This is a genomic window from Mycobacterium sp. NGS58 (genome assembly GCF_059812385.1).
In genome coordinates this window covers 82182-99667 of sequence record NZ_JCALCO010000018.1, presented here as the reverse complement: position 1 = coordinate 99667, position 17486 = coordinate 82182, and the positions used below count along the sequence as shown (strand labels likewise).

Below are 17486 nucleotides of genomic sequence, written 5' to 3'. Positions count from 1 at the left end.
CTAATTGGGCGTCAACCGCTGCACCCGTTGAGATCGATGGTCGACCCTGGTCCGGCGCCGTCGAGGGCCGCGGCATCGGCGGCGTCTTGGCTGAAAGCCTGTCGCGCCGCGAGCGTCTTCCCGTCGTTGCTCTCCGCGATCGAGAGGCAGCCCAGCCCCGAGGTGAGCAACTGGCAGTCGTTCGTCTTGCCGATGACGTCGCACCACAAGACGGCCGCGTCCTCCGCCTTTTGCTGAGTCGTGTAGTTGAGCCGGATTGCTTCCTCTCCGGTGGACAGCGACGCCGCGATCGCGCCCCAGCATCCCGGCCTGCAGTACAGGGAGATGTCCGCGGCGGCGTGCGGCGCAACCAGTATTGGGACGGCAGCGGCGACGAGTCCGGTGACTGCGGGCAGCGCAAGGTTCCTCATGGTTTTGACCCATCGTTGATCAACGCCCTCAAGGTCGCAGCCGCCGCTCGGTATGAGGTGAGAACCAGCCCTGAACCCCGTTAGAAGGGTGGTGGATCCTCGTCGGGTTCGTAGGTGGTGGACCGGGCATAGCCCGCCGAGGAGGCTGCGCGTGCCAGCCGTGCTTGGTGGTTTTGCCGCCGTTCGGTGGTGATGCGGGCGGCGCGGTTTTGGGCGCGGGTGCGCGTGCGCCGAGGCATCATGGCGGTGCGGTCGCCGCAGTAGCCGGGTGTGGGTGCGGCCGGTGCAGGCGCGTCGCCGGTGGGGGCGCAGAGGCTGGGAAACAGCAGGGCGCTGCCCGGGGTGGTGACGTAGGTCTGTGCGTCGGGCAGCGTCCAGATCACTGTCCCGTCGGGCAGCTGGCAGTCGCGCCAGCCCCAGAACGTCTTCATCAAATGGTGAAGACGACACAACGCCTTGAGGTTCGAGGCCTGCGTAGCGCCGCCATCGGCGTACGGGATCGTATGGTCGAGATCGCACTCGGTGGCCGGACGATCACAGCCCGGGGCCCGACAGGTCAGATCCCGGCACCGCACGAAGTCGGCCAGCGCAGCCGACGGGGTGTAGCGGTCCTCGGCGCCGGCCGGTGGCCTTAGCGGTACCAGCCGCGCCGAGCGGGCCAGCTCGGCGACCACCTCGGCCGGGATCAGCCCCTCCACCCCCGGCGACACGGCCGGCGTCGACGCCATGCCCTCCACGCTGGCCCGCTCAGCGACCACGTGGATCACCACACTGCTCTTGGGCGCCGGCGCGCCCGCCGTGCACTCACCACGCCCACAGCCACACACCAGCCGCGAGCCCCCCGCGGCCAACACCCCCAACGCATCCGCGCGCCGCTGCGTGGCGGTCCGCGGATCGGCCTCGCACACGGTGGCGGCCAGCGCATCGAGGCGCCGATCCAACGCCTGGCCGTCAGTGGCAACGACGCTGCCGCTCACATACGCCATCCCGGACTCGTGGGCGAGCACATCGACATAGCGATCACGCAACGCGTCCTTGGCGCGGCGCACCGCGTCGGCATCCACCACCGCCACCACCCGGTCCACCGCGGCGGCCAACCCGCCCCGGGTCAGCGAGGGGCGCCGCGACACCAACGCCGCCAGTTGCGCGTCGACTTGGGCCAGCACCCCGGCATCGGTGATCAAGTCGGTGCGAAACACGATCGTCTGAAACGCCCGATAGTCGATATCACCGGACCGAAACACCTCGCCGACCCGCGGCAACCGATCGCGCATCGCCATGGCATAGCGCAGATAACTGTGCCCCATCGCCACACTGCACCCCAGCGCCGCACCCAGCTGCGCGGCCACCGCCTCCCACGCATCAGCCGACCAGTCCGCCCGCTCCCCCGACTCCCGGCAGCGCAACACCAACAACTCACCCGCGGCCACCAACCGCTGCGCGGCCGCCCGCGCCTCCGCGCGCCCGGCCTCACGCACCCGATCCAGCAACGCCGCCGACTCCGCCGTCTCCCGCGACGCAGACCACCACTCGAACATACATTCGATTATGCCAACCGGGTACGACATCGGCGCCGTGACTATCCGCGACTGTCCTGGCAAAACCTGTGTCCGGCCGGCCAGGCAGCCGCCTATCCTTCCCTCATGGTGTCGAGCCTGTCGGGAAAGGTCGCGTTCATCACCGGCGGTGCCTCGGGCATCGGCGCCGCGCTGGCCACCACGTTGGTCGAGGGCGGCGCGGAGGTGTGGCTCGCCGATCGCCAGCTTGGTGCGGCGCAAGAGCTGGCGCAGCGCCTCGGCAGTGACCGCACCAAAGCGCACGCGGTCCAACTCGATGTCCGCAGCTACCCCGCGTTCGAGGCTGCGGTGGCCGAAGCGGTGCAACGGTCCGGGCGGATCGATTACCTGTTCAACAACGCCGGCATCGGGGTCGGCGGTGAGGTCGACTCCTACACCCTTGACGACTGGAATGACGTGCTGGCCGTGAACCTGCACGGAGTGGTGCACGGCATCCAGGCGGTGTATCCGACCATGATCCGGCAGCGCTCGGGCCACATCGTCAACACGGCGTCGATGGCCGGACTGTTGGCCGGCCCCGGCACCGCCAGCTACACCGCCTCCAAGCATGCCGTGGTCGCGCTGTCGAAGGCGTTGCGGCTGGAAGCCGAGCGCCACAACGTGAAGGTGTCGGTGCTGTGCCCCGGCGCGATCAGGACCCCTATCCTCACCGGCGGCGTGTATGGGCGCATGACGAATACGGGCGCCAGCGACGAGGAGCTGCTCAAGTTCTGGAAGCCGATGCGGCCGATGGCTCCGGACAAATTCGCCACCCGCGTCCTTCGGGCCGTGTTACGCGGGGACGCGATCGTCATAGTGCCGTCTTGGTGGAAGGCGCTGTGGTACCTGGATCGGTTCGCGCCGAGTATCTCGACGTGCGCCGCGCGTCGCACGCTCAAGCGTCTACGCGAAATACACGGCAGCGCAGTGTAATCCGCTGTATAGCCGGGCCCGACGGCCGATCAGCGCCAGTTCGGATCCCACGGACCGTTGTGCCAGTGGCCCTGGTCGTGGACTTCACCGTCGTAAAAGTGGTCGCCGTGGCAACGACCCGCGTCCCAGTTACCGCCCCAGCCCGGATCCCACCATTGCCCGGGGCACCAGTGGTAAGCGGGCAACGGCGCGGGATGGGCGTGTGCCACGGCGGACGCCCCCGACCCGGCGAGCCCAAGGCCGGCGGCCAGGGCGATCGCCGATGCTGCGATGCGCACGATCTTTTTCATGATCGGGTGTTACCCACTTGGGCGCTGACCAATCCCGGTCAATGCTCCTGAAAGCACGCTGAGAACCGGCTGCGGCCCAGTTTGCGCGGCACGACGCCGGGTACACAGCCGATGCGCTTCGGTCGCGACGCGTCGTCGGGGCCTCCTCGGTTGAAAGACACAGCTGGGCGCTTTCCAGTTATCTGGGCAGCTTTGGCAACCCGTACTGCAGCGACAGTGCCGGGACCGAAGCCCGCCGGATCGTGTGTGTCTTTAGCCCGAAGGCGAGGTCGTTTCTTGGACACGACGACAGAGTTCGTCGGCGGACCCACCACCGAATCCATCCCCGCGTTCTCGCGGCCAGCGAACGACGGTCTGGCCCGCGCGCAGAACGCCGCCAACCTCCGTACCGAAAAAGCCGGCCGGCGCCGGTAGTCGCCGGACCGGGCATACGCGAGAAAGGAAGAGAAATGTTGTTGCTGGGCAACGGCGGGCGGCGCAAAGGCCGCACCGCTGGCAGCGACGGACTCGGCGAGGTCCAGCATCTGGCCGGAAGGGCGTTGTATGACGTCGCGCACGGCCGTTTCGAACGCTCGCTGTCCGGGCTGACCGCCGTGGCGGCACTGGTCACGACCGCCGAAATCTACTTCGAGCACTACAAAGCCAGCTTCGGCAACAAGTGGATGTGGAGCCCGATCGTGGTGACGCCGCCGGTGGTCGTCGCCGGAGTCGGCGGGGTGTTCTCGCGGCGCTGGGCCAAACTCTGGCTGCCCATCACCGCGGGCATCTACACGGCCAACGGACTGATGGGCGAATACCTGCATGCGCGCGGGGTTGCCCGCAAGCCGGGCGGGTGGAAGAACGCGTCGTACAACGTGCCGATGGGGCCGCCGATCGCGGCGCCGGGACTGATGTGCATGGTCGGCGGGATGGGGCTGCTGGCGTCGATCCTGCGCCGCGAACGGTTCCGGGACTAGGGGGCTGGGATTCCTGAGATGGCCAACACCTCACGCCCCGACCACCTGCCCAACCTGCGCCCCGATGGCAAGCCACCGCACCCGTCCTGGTTGCCCAAGCAACGCCGCGGCATCACGCCGCAGATGATCGGTCGCTACCCCGATTACGACGTGCTGGAAACCGCGGACAAGTGGGACGAGGCCACCAGGAAGGTGGTGCTGGCCCGGCTGGAACCGCCTGGGCCGCTACGGTTTTTCACTCCCGAAGAGGAACCGTGCCTGCGCGCGTTCTGCGACACCGTGCTCGCGCAGGACGTCGAACCGCGAGTGCCGGCCGCGGAGTCCGTCGACTCCAAGCTCGCCGACGGCCGCCTGGACGGCTACCAGTACGCCGACATGCCCGACGATCGTGACACCTGGCGGCTGGTGCTGCGCGGACTCGACGAGACGGCCTCGGCCCAGTACGGCAAATCGTCATTCGCCGACGCCGATCCCGCCACCCGCGAAGCGATCATCGACAAGTTTGCGCAGGCGGATCTGCAAGGCGGAGTGTGGGAGAGCTTGAACGTCAAGCGCGCGTGGTCGGTGTGCATGCGAGCGACGTTGTCCGGCTTCTACTCCCACCCGTGGGCGTGGAACGAGATCGGATTCGGCGGGCCGGCGTACCCGCGGGGTTTCATGCGCCTGGGCGGTGCCACCGGCCCCGCCGCCGCGCGCGAACCGTATGAGACCCGCGGCGCCACCGACGAAGATCCGGTGCAGGTCGTGAACAACGGGGAGCTGTGATGGGTGACCTGCTGCGGGGCCTGTTCAAGGGAGCGGTCGAACCGAAGGACAACGATTCGCGATTCCTGCTCGACGTGCACACGCGCGACTTGCCCGGCGAGAAGACGATGCGCCGCTACGCCGACGACGACGAGGTCGATCTGGTCGTAGTGGGCGCCGGGGCCGGTGGTTCGGTGCTGGCGCAACGGCTGGCGCGCGAGGGCTGGCGGGTCGTGATCCTCGAGGCCGGCCCGTTCTGGCATCCCGACGAGGACTGGGTGTCCGACGAGGCCGGGTCCCATGCTCTGTACTGGACGCAGAAACGCATCATCGGCGGCGATGACCCAATCGAGCTGGGCAAGAACAACTCCGGGCGCGGGGTGGGCGGCTCCATGGTGCATTACGCCGGGTACACCCCGCGGTTTCACCCCAGCGACTTCGAGACCTATACCCGAGACGGGGTCGGCGCGGACTGGCCCATCCGTTACGAGGACATTCGCCGCCACTACGAACAGGTGGAACTCGAGCTGCCCGTGGCCGGCCAGAACTGGCCCTGGGGCGACCCGCATCGCTATCCCTTTGCGCCGCATCCGATTTCGGGGGCTGCCGCGAAGATCTGGGAGGGAGCGCTCAAGCTCGGCATCGAGATGCGGGTGGGACCCGTCGGCATCGTCAACGGCACCTTCGGCAACCGCCCGCACTGCATCTACCGCGGCTACTGCCTGCAGGGCTGCAAGGTCAATGCGAAGGCCAGCCCGTACGTCACGCACCTGCCCGACGCGCTGGCCCATGCCGTGGAGATACGCGCCAACTGCATGGCCTCCCGCGTCGAGCTCGACGAGAGCGGCACCGCCAGGGGCGTGGTCTACTACGACGAGATCGGCGGGAAGGAGCGGTTGCAGCGCGCCAAAGTTGTTGCCATCGCGGGATACTCGATCGAAACACCGCGCCTGTTGTTGAATTCTGCCAGCGAACGCTTCCCGAATGGGCTGGGCAACAACGACGATCAGGTCGGGCGCTACGTGATGGTGCAGGGCGCCACCCAGTCCGCGGGCCGGTGGGCCGAGGAGGTCCGGATGTACAAGGCGCCGCCCCCGGAGGTGACGTCCGAACAGTTCTACGAGACCGACCTGTCCCGGGGGTTCGCCCGCGGCTTCGCCATCCAGACGGTATCGCCGATGCCCATCGGCTGGGCGGAACATGTTCTTGCCGAAGGTCATTGGGGCCGGGCCATGCGCGAATACATGCGTGACTACAACCACTGGGCGACCGTCGGCGTGCTCAACGAGCTGTTGCCGCTGCCGGACAATCGCGTGACGCTGGCCGACGAGAAGGATCCGTACGGCATTCCGGTGGCCCGGTTCGACTACACGCTGTGCGACAACGACAAGGCCAACATGGCGTACTCCACCAAAGTGATCGGCGACATACTGCACGCCGCCGACGCCCAGGACGTGCTCACCATCGAGCGCTTCGCCCACCTGATCGGCGGCGCCCGCATGGGCACCAGCCCGCGAAACTCGGTCGTGGACTCCGATCAACGCGTGTGGGGCGTGCCGAACCTGTTCCTCGCCGACGGCTCCGTATGCCCGACCCAAGGGTCGGCGAACCCCGCCCTGACCATCATGGCGCTCGCCTCGCGGCTCGCCCAACGGCTGGCCGGCGGGAAGATCGATACCACTGCGGGACGGAGGTCGGAGGCGGGAGCCCGTGGCTGACCAGACGATCGACACCGAAACGATTTTCGCGCCGCGGGTGCTGCGTGAGTACGCGCTGCTCGCCGACGGCGAGCGCGGCGCGCTGCTCGGGCCGCAGGGTGACGTGGCGTGGATGTGCGCGCCGCACTGGGACTCCGACGCCGTCTTCTCCAATCTCATTGGCGGTGGCGGTGTTTACGCGATCACCCCGACCGATGTCCGGCACGTGTGGGGAGGTTATTACGAGCCGGGCAGCCTGATCTGGCGCAATCGCTGGATTACCCGCGACGGCACCGTGGAATGCCGTGAGGCGCTGGCCTTTCCGGGCGACCGGGACCGGGTGGTGCTGCTGCGCCGGCTCACGGTGTGCCGGGGGACGGCGCGGGTGCGGGTGCTGCTGGCCCCCGCCGCGGGCTTCGGCCGGCACGGCCTGGAACAGCCGACCTGTGATGGCGGGGTGTGGAGCGGACGGTCGGGGCGGTTGCGCTGGCGGTGGCTGCCCGGCTGCGACGCGCGCACCCTCAAGGCCGCGCACGACAACGGCGAGTTGCTCACCTGCGAGATCACCCTCGAGGAGGGCGGCCAGCACGACCTGGTGCTGGAGCTGTCCGAACGCGCGCTGCCCGAGGCGCCTCCCGATCCCGATCTGGCCTGGGACGCCACCGCGGCCGCCTGGCAGCGCAGCATGCCCAGCCTGGACTGCACCATCGCCCCCCGCGACGGTCGCCACTCCTACGCGGTGCTGCGCGGGCTGACCAGCAGTGGCGGTGGCATGGTGGCCGCTGCCACGATGAGCCTGCCCGAACGCGCGCACACCAATCAGAACTACGACTACCGGTACGCCTGGATCCGGGACCAGGTGTACGCCGGCATGGCCGCCGCCGCCGTCGGCACGACCGAATTGCTGGACGCGGCGGTCGAATTCGTCGGGGCCCGGCTGCTCGACGACGGCCCGAACCTCAAACCCGCCTATACCGTCACCGGCGGGGCGGTGCCCAGCGAGGAAGCGCTCGACCTTCCCGGGTATCCCGGCGGCACCGACAAGGTCGGCAACTGGGTCAACCAGCAATTCCAGCTCGATGTCTTCGGCGAGGCGCTGCAGCTGCTGGCCAAGGCGGGCGAGGCCGACCGGCTCGATGCCGACGGTTGGCGCGCCGTGCAGACGGCCATCGGGGCCATCGAAAAGCGCTGGCGCGAACCGGATGCCGGGGTCTGGGAGATCGACGACGAGCACTGGACGCAGTCACGACTGGCCTGCGTGGCCGGGCTGCGTGCCATCGCGAAACTGGCCGGCGCCGGTCCCGACGTGGCGGCCTGCGCCTCGCTGGCCGACGCGATCCTGGCCGACACCGCGTCGAGCAGCCTGCACCCGCAAGGTTATTGGCAACGCAGCCCCCGGCTGACGGGGGTCGACGCCTCACTGCTGCTGCCGCCCGTGCGCGGCGCCCTGCCCGCCGAAGACCCGCGCACCCGGGCCACCCTGGACGCCGTCCGCCGGGAACTCACCGACGACGGTTTCGTCTACCGTTTCCGCCACGACGAGCGCGACCTCGGCGATGCCGAGGGCGCCTTCCTGCTCTGCGGTTTCATGATGGCGCTGGCCGAAGATCAACTGGGCCATGGTGATTGCGCGATGCGCTGGTTCGAACGCAACCGCGCCGCATGCGGCCCTCCGGGGCTGTTCTGCGAGGAGTACGACGTCCGGCAGCGCCAGCTCCGCGGCAACCTGCCGCAGGCGTTCGCGCACGCGCTGATGCTCGAATGCACGGCAACCCTCACCGACGACGACGCCCACCATGAGTGATTCCTCCGATCGAGCGAAAGGCAGTTCTGCGATGACACAGACAGTGGTGATCACCGGAGCGAGCGCGGGCATTGGCCGCGCCACCGCGAAGGAGTTCGGACAGCGCGGTGCCAACGTCGTCCTGCTCGCTCGCGGCGCCGCCGGGCTCGACGGTGCCGCGCGCGACGTCGAAGCCGGCGGCGGCAAGGCGCTGACCATTCCGACCGATGTGGCCGACCACTCGGCCGTCGTCGCCGCCGCCGACGAGGCCGAATCCGCCTTCGGCCCCATCGACGTCTGGGTCAACGTCGCGTTCACGTCGGTGTTCGCGCCGTTCAGCGAGATCAGCGCCGAGGAATTCAAACGCGTGACCGAGGTGTCCTACCTCGGTTATGTGCATGGCACCATGGCCGCACTGGCCAAGATGCGCCCCCGCAACCGCGGCACCATCGTGCAGGTCGGTTCGGCCCTGAGCCAGCGATCGATCCCGCTGCAGTCCGCCTACTGCGGCGCCAAACACGCCGTCAATGGTTTCACCGAGTCGGTGCGCTGCGAACTGTTCCACGAGGGCTCGAAGGTACGGATCACCGTCGTCCAGATGCCGGCGGTCAACACCCCGCAATTCTCCTGGGTGTTGTCCCGGCTCCCCCGCCATCCCCAGCCGGTGCCGCCGATCTATCAGCCCGAGGTGGCCGCCCGCGGCGTCGTGTATGCCGCCGATCATCCTGGGCGGAAACAATATTGGGTCGGCGACTCCACCATGGTGACGCTGCTGGGCCAGAAGTTCGTCGCGCCGCTGCTGGACCGCTATCTCGGCCGCACCGGCTACGACTCCCAGCAGACCAAGGAGCACGTCAGCCGCGACCGGCCCAACAACTTGTGGCAGCCGCTGGATCAGGAGCCGGGCACCGACCACGGGCCGCGCGGGCAGTTCGACGACAAGTCGCATGCCCACAGCCCGCAACTGTGGGCGTCCCAGCACCCGGTCGTCAGCGGCACCGGCGCACTGAGCGCCGCCGGACTGGGCGCCTGGCTCGCGGGCCGGGCGGGGCGACGGTGGTGTCGATGACGCCCGACGCGCGGATCGAGGAGGTCACCGCGCAGGTTTACGAAATCCCCACCGACGCACCAGAAGCCGACGGCACCCTGTCCTGGTCGTCAACCACCCTGGTGCTGGCCGAGGTTGCGGCCGGCGGCCGACGCGGGATCGGCTACACCTATGCCGACGGCGCGTGCGGCAAGCTGATCGGCGGCAAGCTCGCCGCAGCGCTCACCGGACACAGCGCCGTGGACATCCCGGCGCGGTGGGGGTCGATGGTCAGCGCAATGCGCAACAACGGGCGGCCCGGGCTGGCCTCGTGCGCGATCTCGGCGGTCGACACCGCGCTCTGGGATCTCAAGGGCAAGCTGCTTGAGCTACCGGTATGCCGGCTGCTCGGCATGGCGCACCCCGAGGTACCGATCTACGGCAGCGGCGGGTTCACCACCTACGACGAGTCCACCACCCGAGCCCAGCTCGAGCGCTGGGTCGACGAATGGAAGATTCCGCGCGTCAAAATCAAGATCGGTGAGTCGTGGGGCTCCGACGTAAGCCGGGATTTGGATCGGATCGCATTGGCGCGCAAGGTGATCGGGCCCGACGTCGAACTATACGTGGACGCCAACGGTGGCTATCGCCGCAAACAGGCGATTCGGGTGGCCCACGCCATGGCCGACCAGGGCGTCACGTGGTTCGAAGAACCCGTGTCCTCCGACGACCTGGCCGGGTTGCGTGAGGTGCGCGACCAAGTAAGCCCGGACGTCACCGCCGGCGAGTACGGCTACGACCTGGCCTACTTCAACCGGATGCTCGCCGCCGACGCGGTCGACTGCCTGCAGATCGACGTCACGCGCTGCGGAGGAATCACCGACTGGGTGCGCGCCGCGGCCGTGGCCGCCTCCTACAACGTGGACGTCTCGGGGCACTGCGCTCCCAACCTGCACGCCCACGTCGCTACCACCGTCCCCAATCTGCGGCATCTGGAGTACTTCCACGACCACCACCGCATCGAACAGATGCTTTTCGACGGCGCGCTGTCGCCCGAGGGCGGCGCATTGCGGCCCGATCAACATCGCCCGGGGTTCGGCCTGGAGTTCAAGCATCAAGACGCCGAGCCCTTTCGGACGGCCTGACGGTCGAGCGGGCGCCGAATTCCCCTGGTGCGGCCAGGTATGGAAGTCCGCAAAAACGGGAATTGATACGCCAAGGTTTTCACAACAGGAATTGGGGAAACGCGATGACGGTGAAGAACTCCGACGACAAAACCGTTGAGTGCCGTGAGGCGCTGGGGTCCGACGTCGTCGAGGACAACGACCTGAGCGCGGTCGACTTGGTTCTCGGTCTTGGCGACCCGCAGAAGGTCGGCCGATTCAGCTTTTTCCTCGACGGCGATCGCTGGGAGTGGTCGGACGCGGTGGCGCGGATGCACGGCTACAAGCCGGGGCAGGTGGAGCCCACCACGGAACTACTGCTGCAGCACAAACATCCCGAAGACCGCGAACACGTTGCGGCGGTGCTGGATCGAGTGCGCAAGGGTAAACCGTTCAGCAGCAGGCATCGCATCGTCGACACCCGCGGGCGCACTCACTGCGTCGTCGTCGTCGGCGACCGGATACTCGATGACGACGGCAACCTGGCCGGCACGTCCGGGTTCTACGTCGACGTCACCGAGTCACTGCACTCCGATATCACCAACGTCCTGTCGGCCGTGGCCGAGGCACGGGCGCGTATCGAGCAGGCCAAGGGCGTGCTGATGACGGCCTACGGCATCTCGGCCGCGCGCGCGTTCGACATCCTGGTGTGGCGTTCCCAGGAGACGAATCTCAAGCTGCGCGACGTCGCCAACCGCTTCCTGGACGCCGTGGCCAGCAAGACGTCGTCGGAAACACAGAACGAGGTGGACCAGGCACTGCTGACCCTCGGCTAGCCGCGACAGTAGGGTCGGCCCGGTGGCGCACCTACTTGGAGCTGAGGCCGTACACCTCGAATATCCGACTCAGGTGGTCTTCGACTCGATCACGCTCGGGGTCAACGACGGAGCGCGGATCGGCATCGTCGGGCGAAACGGTGACGGCAAATCCAGCCTGCTGCGGCTGTTGACCGGCCAACTACGCCCCGATTCCGGCCGGGTCACCCAGCGCAGCGGGTTGCGGGTCGGTGCGCTGAGCCAGGCCGACACCCTGGAATCGGACCGCAGCGTGGGCTACACGCTGGTGGGCGAGGCGGCCGAACACCAGTGGGCCGGTGACCCGCGGGTCCGCGACGTGGTCGCCGGACTGGTCTCCGACATCGCCTGGGAGGCAACGGTCGCCACGCTGTCCGGCGGCCAGCGCCGGCGGGTGCAGCTGGCCAGGTTGCTGGTGGGCGAGTGGGACGTCATCGCACTCGACGAGCCCACCAACCATCTGGACATCGAGGGCATCACCTGGCTGGCCGGCCATCTGGGCCAGCGCTGGGCACGCAACACCGGCGGGCTGCTGTTGGTGACCCACGACCGCTGGTTCCTCGACGAAGTCGCCAGCACCACGTGGGAGGTGCACGACGGAATCGTCGAACCGTTCGACGGCGGGTACGCGGCCTACGTCCTGCAGCGGCTCGAAAGGGACCGAGCGGCCGCCTCCGCCGAGGCGAAGCGGCAAAACCTGATGCGCAAGGAGCTGGCATGGCTGCGCCGCGGGGCGCCGGCGCGCACCTCCAAGCCCAAGTTCCGGATCGAGGCGGCCAACCAGCTGATCGCCGACGTGCCGCCGCTGCGCAACACCGTCGAGCTGGCCAAGCTGGCCACCGCCCGGCTGGGCAAGGACGTGATCGACCTGCTCGGCGCGTCGGTCTCGTTCGGGGGCCGCCCGGTGCTTCGTGACATCGAGTGGCGGATCGCCCCCGGCGAGCGCACCGGCATCGTCGGGGCCAACGGCGCGGGGAAGTCGACGCTGCTGGGCTTGATCGACGGCACCATCACGCCGGACACCGGCCGCGTCAAACGCGGCAAGACCGTCCGCCTGGCCGTGCTCGACCAGCAGGGCGACGCCCTGGTCGCGGTCGGTGGCGAGCGGATCGCCGACGTGCTGGGCCGGCTGCGGGGCAGTTATCAGGTCGACGGCCGGGAGGCCACCCCGACGCAACTCCTGGAGCGCCTCGGGTTCGGCCGCGGTCAGCTGTCCGCCCGCGTCGAGGATCTCTCCGGCGGTGAGCGGCGGCGGCTGCAGCTGATGCTGACGCTGCTGTCCGAGCCCAACGTGTTGCTGCTCGACGAGCCGACCAACGACGTCGACACCGACACCCTGGCCGCGATGGAGGACTTGCTCGACTCGTGGGCGGGCACTTTGATCGTCGTCTCGCACGACCGCTACCTGCTGGAGCGCGTCACCGACCAGCAGTACGCGGTGCTCGACGGCCGGTTACGCCATCTGCCCGGCGGTGTCGACGAGTATCTGCGACTGGCCGCCCGGCGGACCAGCGAGGCGTCCGCTGGAGCGTCGCGGTCCACGGGGCCCGCGCAGCCAACGCAACCCGAGATGTCCGGCGCGCAGCGCCGAGCCGCGGAAAAAGAGGTCGCCGCCCTCGATCGGCAGCTCGCGCGGCTGGCGGACCGGATCGAGGACAAGCACAAGGAGCTCGCCGCGCACGATCAGTCCGACCACGTCGGCATCACCCGGCTCACCCAGGAGTTGCGCGCGCTCGAAGACGAGGTCGCCGACACGGAGATCCGCTGGCTGGAACGCTCGGAGCAGCTGGAGTAAAGAAATTAAGCCGCAACAGGTTTCGCGAGGCAATCACCTGGTCAGTGCCAGCGCAGCAAGACCAGTTCGGAGCCGAAGCCGGGACCCATCGCGAGCATCAGCCCCGGGCTGCCGCTGGGCGGCGGTTTGGCGATCGTGTCGCGCAGGATGTGCAGCACGGACGCCGACGAAAGGTTGGCGACTTCCCCGAGCGAGCGCCAGGTCAATTCCTGCGCCTCCATGGGCAGTTCGAGGCTCCTGGCGATCGTGTTGATCACCTTCGGCCCGCCGGGGTGGGTCACCCAGGCGCCGATGTCGTCGTTGGTCAGGCCGTGTCCGGCGAGGAACCCGTTCACGTCGTCGGCCAGATAACGCTCGATGACGTCCGGCAGTTCGGGGGACATCGCCAGCTGCATGCCGTCCGAGCCGATGTTCCAGCCCATGATGTGCAGCGATTCGGGGTACAGGCGGCTACGCGAATCCACGATGTCGGGCCCGGCGGAATCCAGCTGCGCGGCGCGACGGTCGCCGACTGCGACCACGGCCCCGGCGCCGTCACCGAACATGGCCGTCCCGACCAGTCCGGAAACGGTCGGCCTGACCGTCGGGAAGGTGAGCGAACAGAGCTCGACCGACACCAGGACGGCGACGCCGTCGGGCGCGCCCCGCAGGTAATCGTGCAGCCGTCCAACGCCCGCCGCACCGGCCGCGCAGCCCAGCCCGAACAGCGGCGCGCGGCGCACGTCCGGACGTAGGCCCAGCCGCCCGACGATCCGGGCATCGAGCGACGGGACGGCGATGCCGGTGACCGTCGTGGTGACAATCATGTCGATGTCTTGCGGTTGCAGCCCGGCCTCGTCGAGGGCACCCTGCAGCGCGTCGCAGCCCAGCTGCACGGCTTTGTCGATGAAAATCTCGTTGGTGGCGCCGAAGTCGGTCAGCTCGCGGTACCGCTCGAGGGGCAGCACGAAATGGCGGCCGTTGACCCTGGCGGCGGCGTGCAGGCGCCGGACGATGCCTTCGTGTTCCTTTAATGCGGGGAACTCGACCAGCGCGTCGGTGATTTCGCGTTGGCTATACCGATGTGGCGGCAACGCGCCGAATACACCCGCGATGACGCTCATGTTCTACCTCGTGATGGCCCAGCAGAAAAGCTCCCCGTAATGCGGGGAAGTTTATGCGGTTTCGTTTGGTGGTGCAAAAATTCCATGTATTCAACACATGTCTTATTAAATCGGCCCGACCGTCGCGTAATCATGTACGCCAGCACAGAATTCGTCATTCGGGGTCATCCTCGTCCGCCGATCTGAGCGCCATCGCGATTAACGCGTCGGGGCTCAACGAGTCGATGTCGTCGCCACTGACATTTGCATCGGGGACCGGCGTTTCCGGCACGCCGGCGAGCAATAGAAGTTTCTCGAGCAACCCGGTTCTTCGAAGCTCGCGCACCGGAATGGTGCGCAGCGCCGACCAAACCTTTTCCTCCTCCGATTCGCCCGCCTCGTCATGCAGAAGCTGCCGGCGCAGATGGGCGGCCAGCGCGGCCGGAGTCGGGTAATCGAAGATCAGCGTTCGCGACAACGCCAGGCCGGTATGCCTGGTGAGACGGTTGCGCAGCTCGACCCCGATCATCGAATCAAAGCCGAGGTCGCCGAAAGCGCGGTCGTGGTCGATGGCGTGGCCGTCCGGATGGCCCGACACCGCCGCCGCATGCTCGCACACCAGCTCCACCAACACCCGGTTCTGGTCGTGGGGCGCCAGTCCGTGCAGCTGGCGCGCCAGGTCGGGCGTGCGGGCGGCGGCCGGTGTTTCCGAGGCGCCGGCGCCCAGCCAAAACCTCTGCCGCACAAAGCCATACGTCGGCAACTCGACGCGTCGCACGCTCATCCCGGCGAACAGGCCGGCCCAGTTCGGGTCGACACCGCGGGTGAAGAGCTGGCCGACCGCGCCCAGCAGCGATTGCGTCTCGGGGCGATCGATGGCCATGGTGGCCACCGATATGGCCCGCTCGGCGCTCAGCGATTGGTCCATCGCCGCGGTCAAGGAGGCGCCCGGACCCAATTCCAGGAAGATTCCGGCGCCGGCCGCCTCTGCGGCCCGCACACCGTCGAAGAAGCGCACCGGCTGATCGACGTGCGCCGCCCAGTACTGCGGCGACCCGTATCCTGCACCGGCCAGCCGCCCGGTCACGTTGGAGACCAACCCGATTCGCGGCGCCCCCACCTCGATGCCGGCCACGGCCGCGGAAAATTCCGCCATCATGGGCTGCATTAGCGGCGAATGAAACGCGTGCGATACCGCCAGCCGGTGCACGCGCCGGCCCTGCCCGGCCAGCCGGTCCGCCAGCGCTTCCACGGCCGTCTGCGCCCCGGAAAGCACCACCGCGTTCGGACCGTTGATCGCGGCGATGCTTACCCCGTCGTTCAGCAACCCAGCCACCTCGGCCTCGCCGGCACCGACCGCCACCATCACCCCGCCGGCCGGCAGCGCCGCCATCAACCGTCCCCGCGCCGCCACCATGCGCGCCGCGTCCGCGAGCGACAGCACGCCGGCGACACATGCCGCCGCGATCTCGCCCACCGAGTGGCCCATCACCACGTCCGGCGCCACACCCAAAGACTGCCACAACGCCGCCAGCGCGATCCCGAGCACGAACAACGCCGGCTGGGCAAACTCGGTGCTCTGCAACAACTCCGGGTCGCTGCCCCACATCACCTCACGCAGCGGCAGCCGCAGATGCGCGTCCACCGCCACGGCGGCCTCGTCGAAGGCCCGGGCGAACACGTCGAACCGGTCATAGAGTTGCCGTCCCATCCCCAACCACTGCGACCCCTGGCCGGGGAACACGTAGACGGTCTTGCCCAACCGGATCGCCCGGCCCACCGCCACATCCGGCGATGATTCGCCGGCCGCGAGGGCCGCCAAACCGCGGACCAGCGCCGGACGATCGCCGCCCACCACCACCGCTCGGTGCTCGAAGACCGTCCGGGTACTGACCAACGACCAGGCCAGGTCGAGGGGGCTCAGATCAGCCCGGTCGGCGATGTGGGCGGACAACCGTTGCGCCTGGTTGGCCAGCGCCTCCTCGGAACGGGCCGACAACACCGACGGCACTGCCTCGACTGCGCGCGCGGGCCCTTCCGGCGGCGTCATTTCTCGCTGAACGGGGGGTTGCTCGACGATGACGTGCGCGTTGGTGCCGCCCATGCCGAACGAGGAGGCCCCCGCCCGCCGCGGATGACCCACCGCCGGCCACGGTGTCAGTGCGGTGTTGACCTGCAGCCCAAGGCTTTTGAGGTCAACCTCCGGGTCGGCGTAGTTGAGGCTGGGTGGGATGGTGCCGTCCTCGACTGCCAGTACGGCCTTGAGCAGGCCCGCGATTCCCGCCGCACCTCCGGCGTGACCGGTGTTGGTCTTCACCGATCCCACCCGCACCGGATCGTGGGCGCGCTCGGCGAAGATCTCCCCCAGCGCCTCGACCTCGATCGCATCGCCGACCTTCGTCCCCGTGCCGTGGGCCTCGATGTAATCGACATCGCCGGGCCGCAGGCCGGCATCGGCGAGCGCGCGCCGGATCACGCCGGCTTCGCTGCGCGCCGATGGCACGGTCTGGGCGGTAGCGCTGTGCCCGGCGTTGCCCACGGCGCTACCGCGAATGACCGCGCGGATGCGGTCCCCGTCGTCCAGGGCCGCGGGTAGGGGCTTCAGCAACACCAGCCCGCCACCTTCACCGCGCACGTAGCCGTCGGCGCGCCGATCGAACGCATAGGTGTGACCGGACACCGATACCGCGCCGAATTCCCGTTCCAGCGCGGCGATTTCGTCGGCCAGGTTGAGATGGACTCCGCCCGCGATCGCCAGCGTCGACTGACCGGCGGCGACGCTTTCGCAGCCGAGGTGCACGGCCACCAGAGAAGACGACTGGCCGGAATCGATGGTCATGCTGGGTCCCCGCAACCCGAAGGCATACGAGACGCGGTTGGCGATCATCGCCCGGCTGATCCCGGTGAAGGTGTGGTGGTCCAGGTTGTCGGCAAGATCGCGCAGCGTCAGCGCGGCGTAGTCATCGGTCATCGCCCCGAGGTACACCGAAACCTGCTCTCCTTCAAGTGTTTCCGGAACCAAGAAGGCGTCCTCGAACAACTCCCAGGCCAGTTCGAGGGCCAGGCGTTGCCGGGGATCCATCGCGCATGCCTCGCGCGGTGACACATTGAAGAAGTCGGCGTCGAATTCGCCCGCGTCCTCGGCGAACTGAGTGACCTCCCGCCCGTCGCAGAGCAAGCGCCAGAACGCGCCGGGGCCGGCCGCGGCGGGGAACCTGCATGCCAGCCCGATGATCGCTACGTCCGTCGATCGCAA

At 68.5% G+C, this 17486-nt stretch carries 15 protein-coding genes; 10 read left to right on the top strand and 5 right to left on the bottom strand.

The features are described 5' to 3' along the window. Positions 1-11: 11 nt before the first annotated feature. Both AC5Y4H_RS17680 and AC5Y4H_RS17675 read right to left on the bottom strand, forming a co-directional pair. A complete protein-coding gene (locus AC5Y4H_RS17680; RefSeq protein ID WP_499983569.1) occupies positions 12-410 on the bottom strand; it encodes a DUF4189 domain-containing protein in 399 nt (132 codons plus the stop codon). An 80-nt stretch (positions 411-490) separates the two neighbouring features. Beyond that, positions 491-1948: an HNH endonuclease signature motif containing protein gene (locus AC5Y4H_RS17675; protein WP_499983568.1), complete on the bottom strand. Its 1458-nt coding sequence runs from the start codon at positions 1946-1948 to the stop codon at positions 491-493. Positions 1949-2053: 105 nt separating this feature from the next. Between AC5Y4H_RS17675 and AC5Y4H_RS17670 the strand changes: the two genes are divergently transcribed. Beyond that, on the top strand, positions 2054-2899 hold the full coding sequence (locus AC5Y4H_RS17670) for an SDR family NAD(P)-dependent oxidoreductase (protein WP_499983566.1): 846 nt from the start codon (positions 2054-2056) through the stop codon (positions 2897-2899). Positions 2900-2928: 29 nt separating this feature from the next. On the opposite strand, the gene AC5Y4H_RS17665 is transcribed toward AC5Y4H_RS17670, so the two are convergent. Further along, positions 2929-3189 carry an Mtp family mycobacterial-type pilin gene (locus AC5Y4H_RS17665; RefSeq protein ID WP_499983564.1) on the bottom strand — a complete coding sequence of 87 codons (261 nt, stop codon included), beginning with the start codon at positions 3187-3189 and terminating at the stop codon, positions 2929-2931. Positions 3190-3465: 276 nt separating this feature from the next. Here AC5Y4H_RS17665 and AC5Y4H_RS17660 point away from each other — a divergent pair, with 276 nt between their 5' ends. The 9 genes from AC5Y4H_RS17660 (at position 3466) to AC5Y4H_RS17620 (ending at position 13148) form a co-directional block, all read left to right on the top strand. Then, positions 3466-3603 carry a hypothetical protein gene (locus tag AC5Y4H_RS17660; protein ID WP_499983562.1) on the top strand — a complete coding sequence of 46 codons (138 nt, stop codon included), beginning with the start codon at positions 3466-3468 and terminating at the stop codon, positions 3601-3603. 35 nt (positions 3604-3638) lie between these two features. Continuing rightward, positions 3639-4145: a hypothetical protein gene (locus tag AC5Y4H_RS17655; protein ID WP_499983560.1), complete on the top strand. Its 507-nt coding sequence runs from the start codon at positions 3639-3641 to the stop codon at positions 4143-4145. An 18-nt stretch (positions 4146-4163) separates the two neighbouring features. Continuing rightward, positions 4164-4910 carry a gluconate 2-dehydrogenase subunit 3 family protein gene (locus tag AC5Y4H_RS17650; protein ID WP_499983559.1) on the top strand — a complete coding sequence of 249 codons (747 nt, stop codon included), beginning with the start codon at positions 4164-4166 and terminating at the stop codon, positions 4908-4910. Next, positions 4910-6607, top strand: a complete 1698-nt coding sequence (locus tag AC5Y4H_RS17645) for a GMC family oxidoreductase (protein ID WP_499983557.1) — start codon at positions 4910-4912, stop codon at positions 6605-6607. The genes AC5Y4H_RS17650 and AC5Y4H_RS17645 overlap by 1 nt, the downstream gene beginning before the upstream one ends. Continuing rightward, positions 6600-8390 (top strand): glycoside hydrolase family 15 protein, encoded by a 1791-nt coding sequence (locus AC5Y4H_RS17640; RefSeq protein ID WP_499983556.1) that lies wholly within the window; start codon positions 6600-6602, stop codon positions 8388-8390. The genes AC5Y4H_RS17645 and AC5Y4H_RS17640 overlap by 8 nt, the downstream gene beginning before the upstream one ends. Before the next feature lie 31 nt (positions 8391-8421). Beyond that, positions 8422-9438: an SDR family oxidoreductase gene (locus AC5Y4H_RS17635; RefSeq protein ID WP_499983554.1), complete on the top strand. Its 1017-nt coding sequence runs from the start codon at positions 8422-8424 to the stop codon at positions 9436-9438. Next, on the top strand, positions 9435-10541 hold the full coding sequence (locus tag AC5Y4H_RS17630; protein WP_499983553.1) for an enolase C-terminal domain-like protein: 1107 nt from the start codon (positions 9435-9437) through the stop codon (positions 10539-10541). The genes AC5Y4H_RS17635 and AC5Y4H_RS17630 overlap by 4 nt, the downstream gene beginning before the upstream one ends. A 104-nt stretch (positions 10542-10645) precedes the next feature. Continuing rightward, positions 10646-11335: a PAS and ANTAR domain-containing protein gene (locus AC5Y4H_RS17625; protein ID WP_499983551.1), complete on the top strand. Its 690-nt coding sequence runs from the start codon at positions 10646-10648 to the stop codon at positions 11333-11335. A gap of 22 nt (positions 11336-11357) precedes the next feature. Further along, positions 11358-13148, top strand: a complete 1791-nt coding sequence (locus AC5Y4H_RS17620; protein ID WP_499983550.1) for an ABC-F family ATP-binding cassette domain-containing protein — start codon at positions 11358-11360, stop codon at positions 13146-13148. Between the two features lie 41 nt (positions 13149-13189). Here the strand turns inward: AC5Y4H_RS17620 and AC5Y4H_RS17615 are convergent, their stop codons facing one another. Together AC5Y4H_RS17615 and AC5Y4H_RS17610 are read right to left on the bottom strand one after the other, a co-directional pair. After that, positions 13190-14251 (bottom strand): type III polyketide synthase, encoded by a 1062-nt coding sequence (locus AC5Y4H_RS17615; RefSeq protein ID WP_499983548.1) that lies wholly within the window; start codon positions 14249-14251, stop codon positions 13190-13192. 154 nt (positions 14252-14405) lie between these two features. Continuing rightward, positions 14406-17486, bottom strand: coding sequence for a type I polyketide synthase (locus AC5Y4H_RS17610; RefSeq protein WP_499983546.1), 3081 nt, complete (start codon positions 17484-17486; stop codon positions 14406-14408).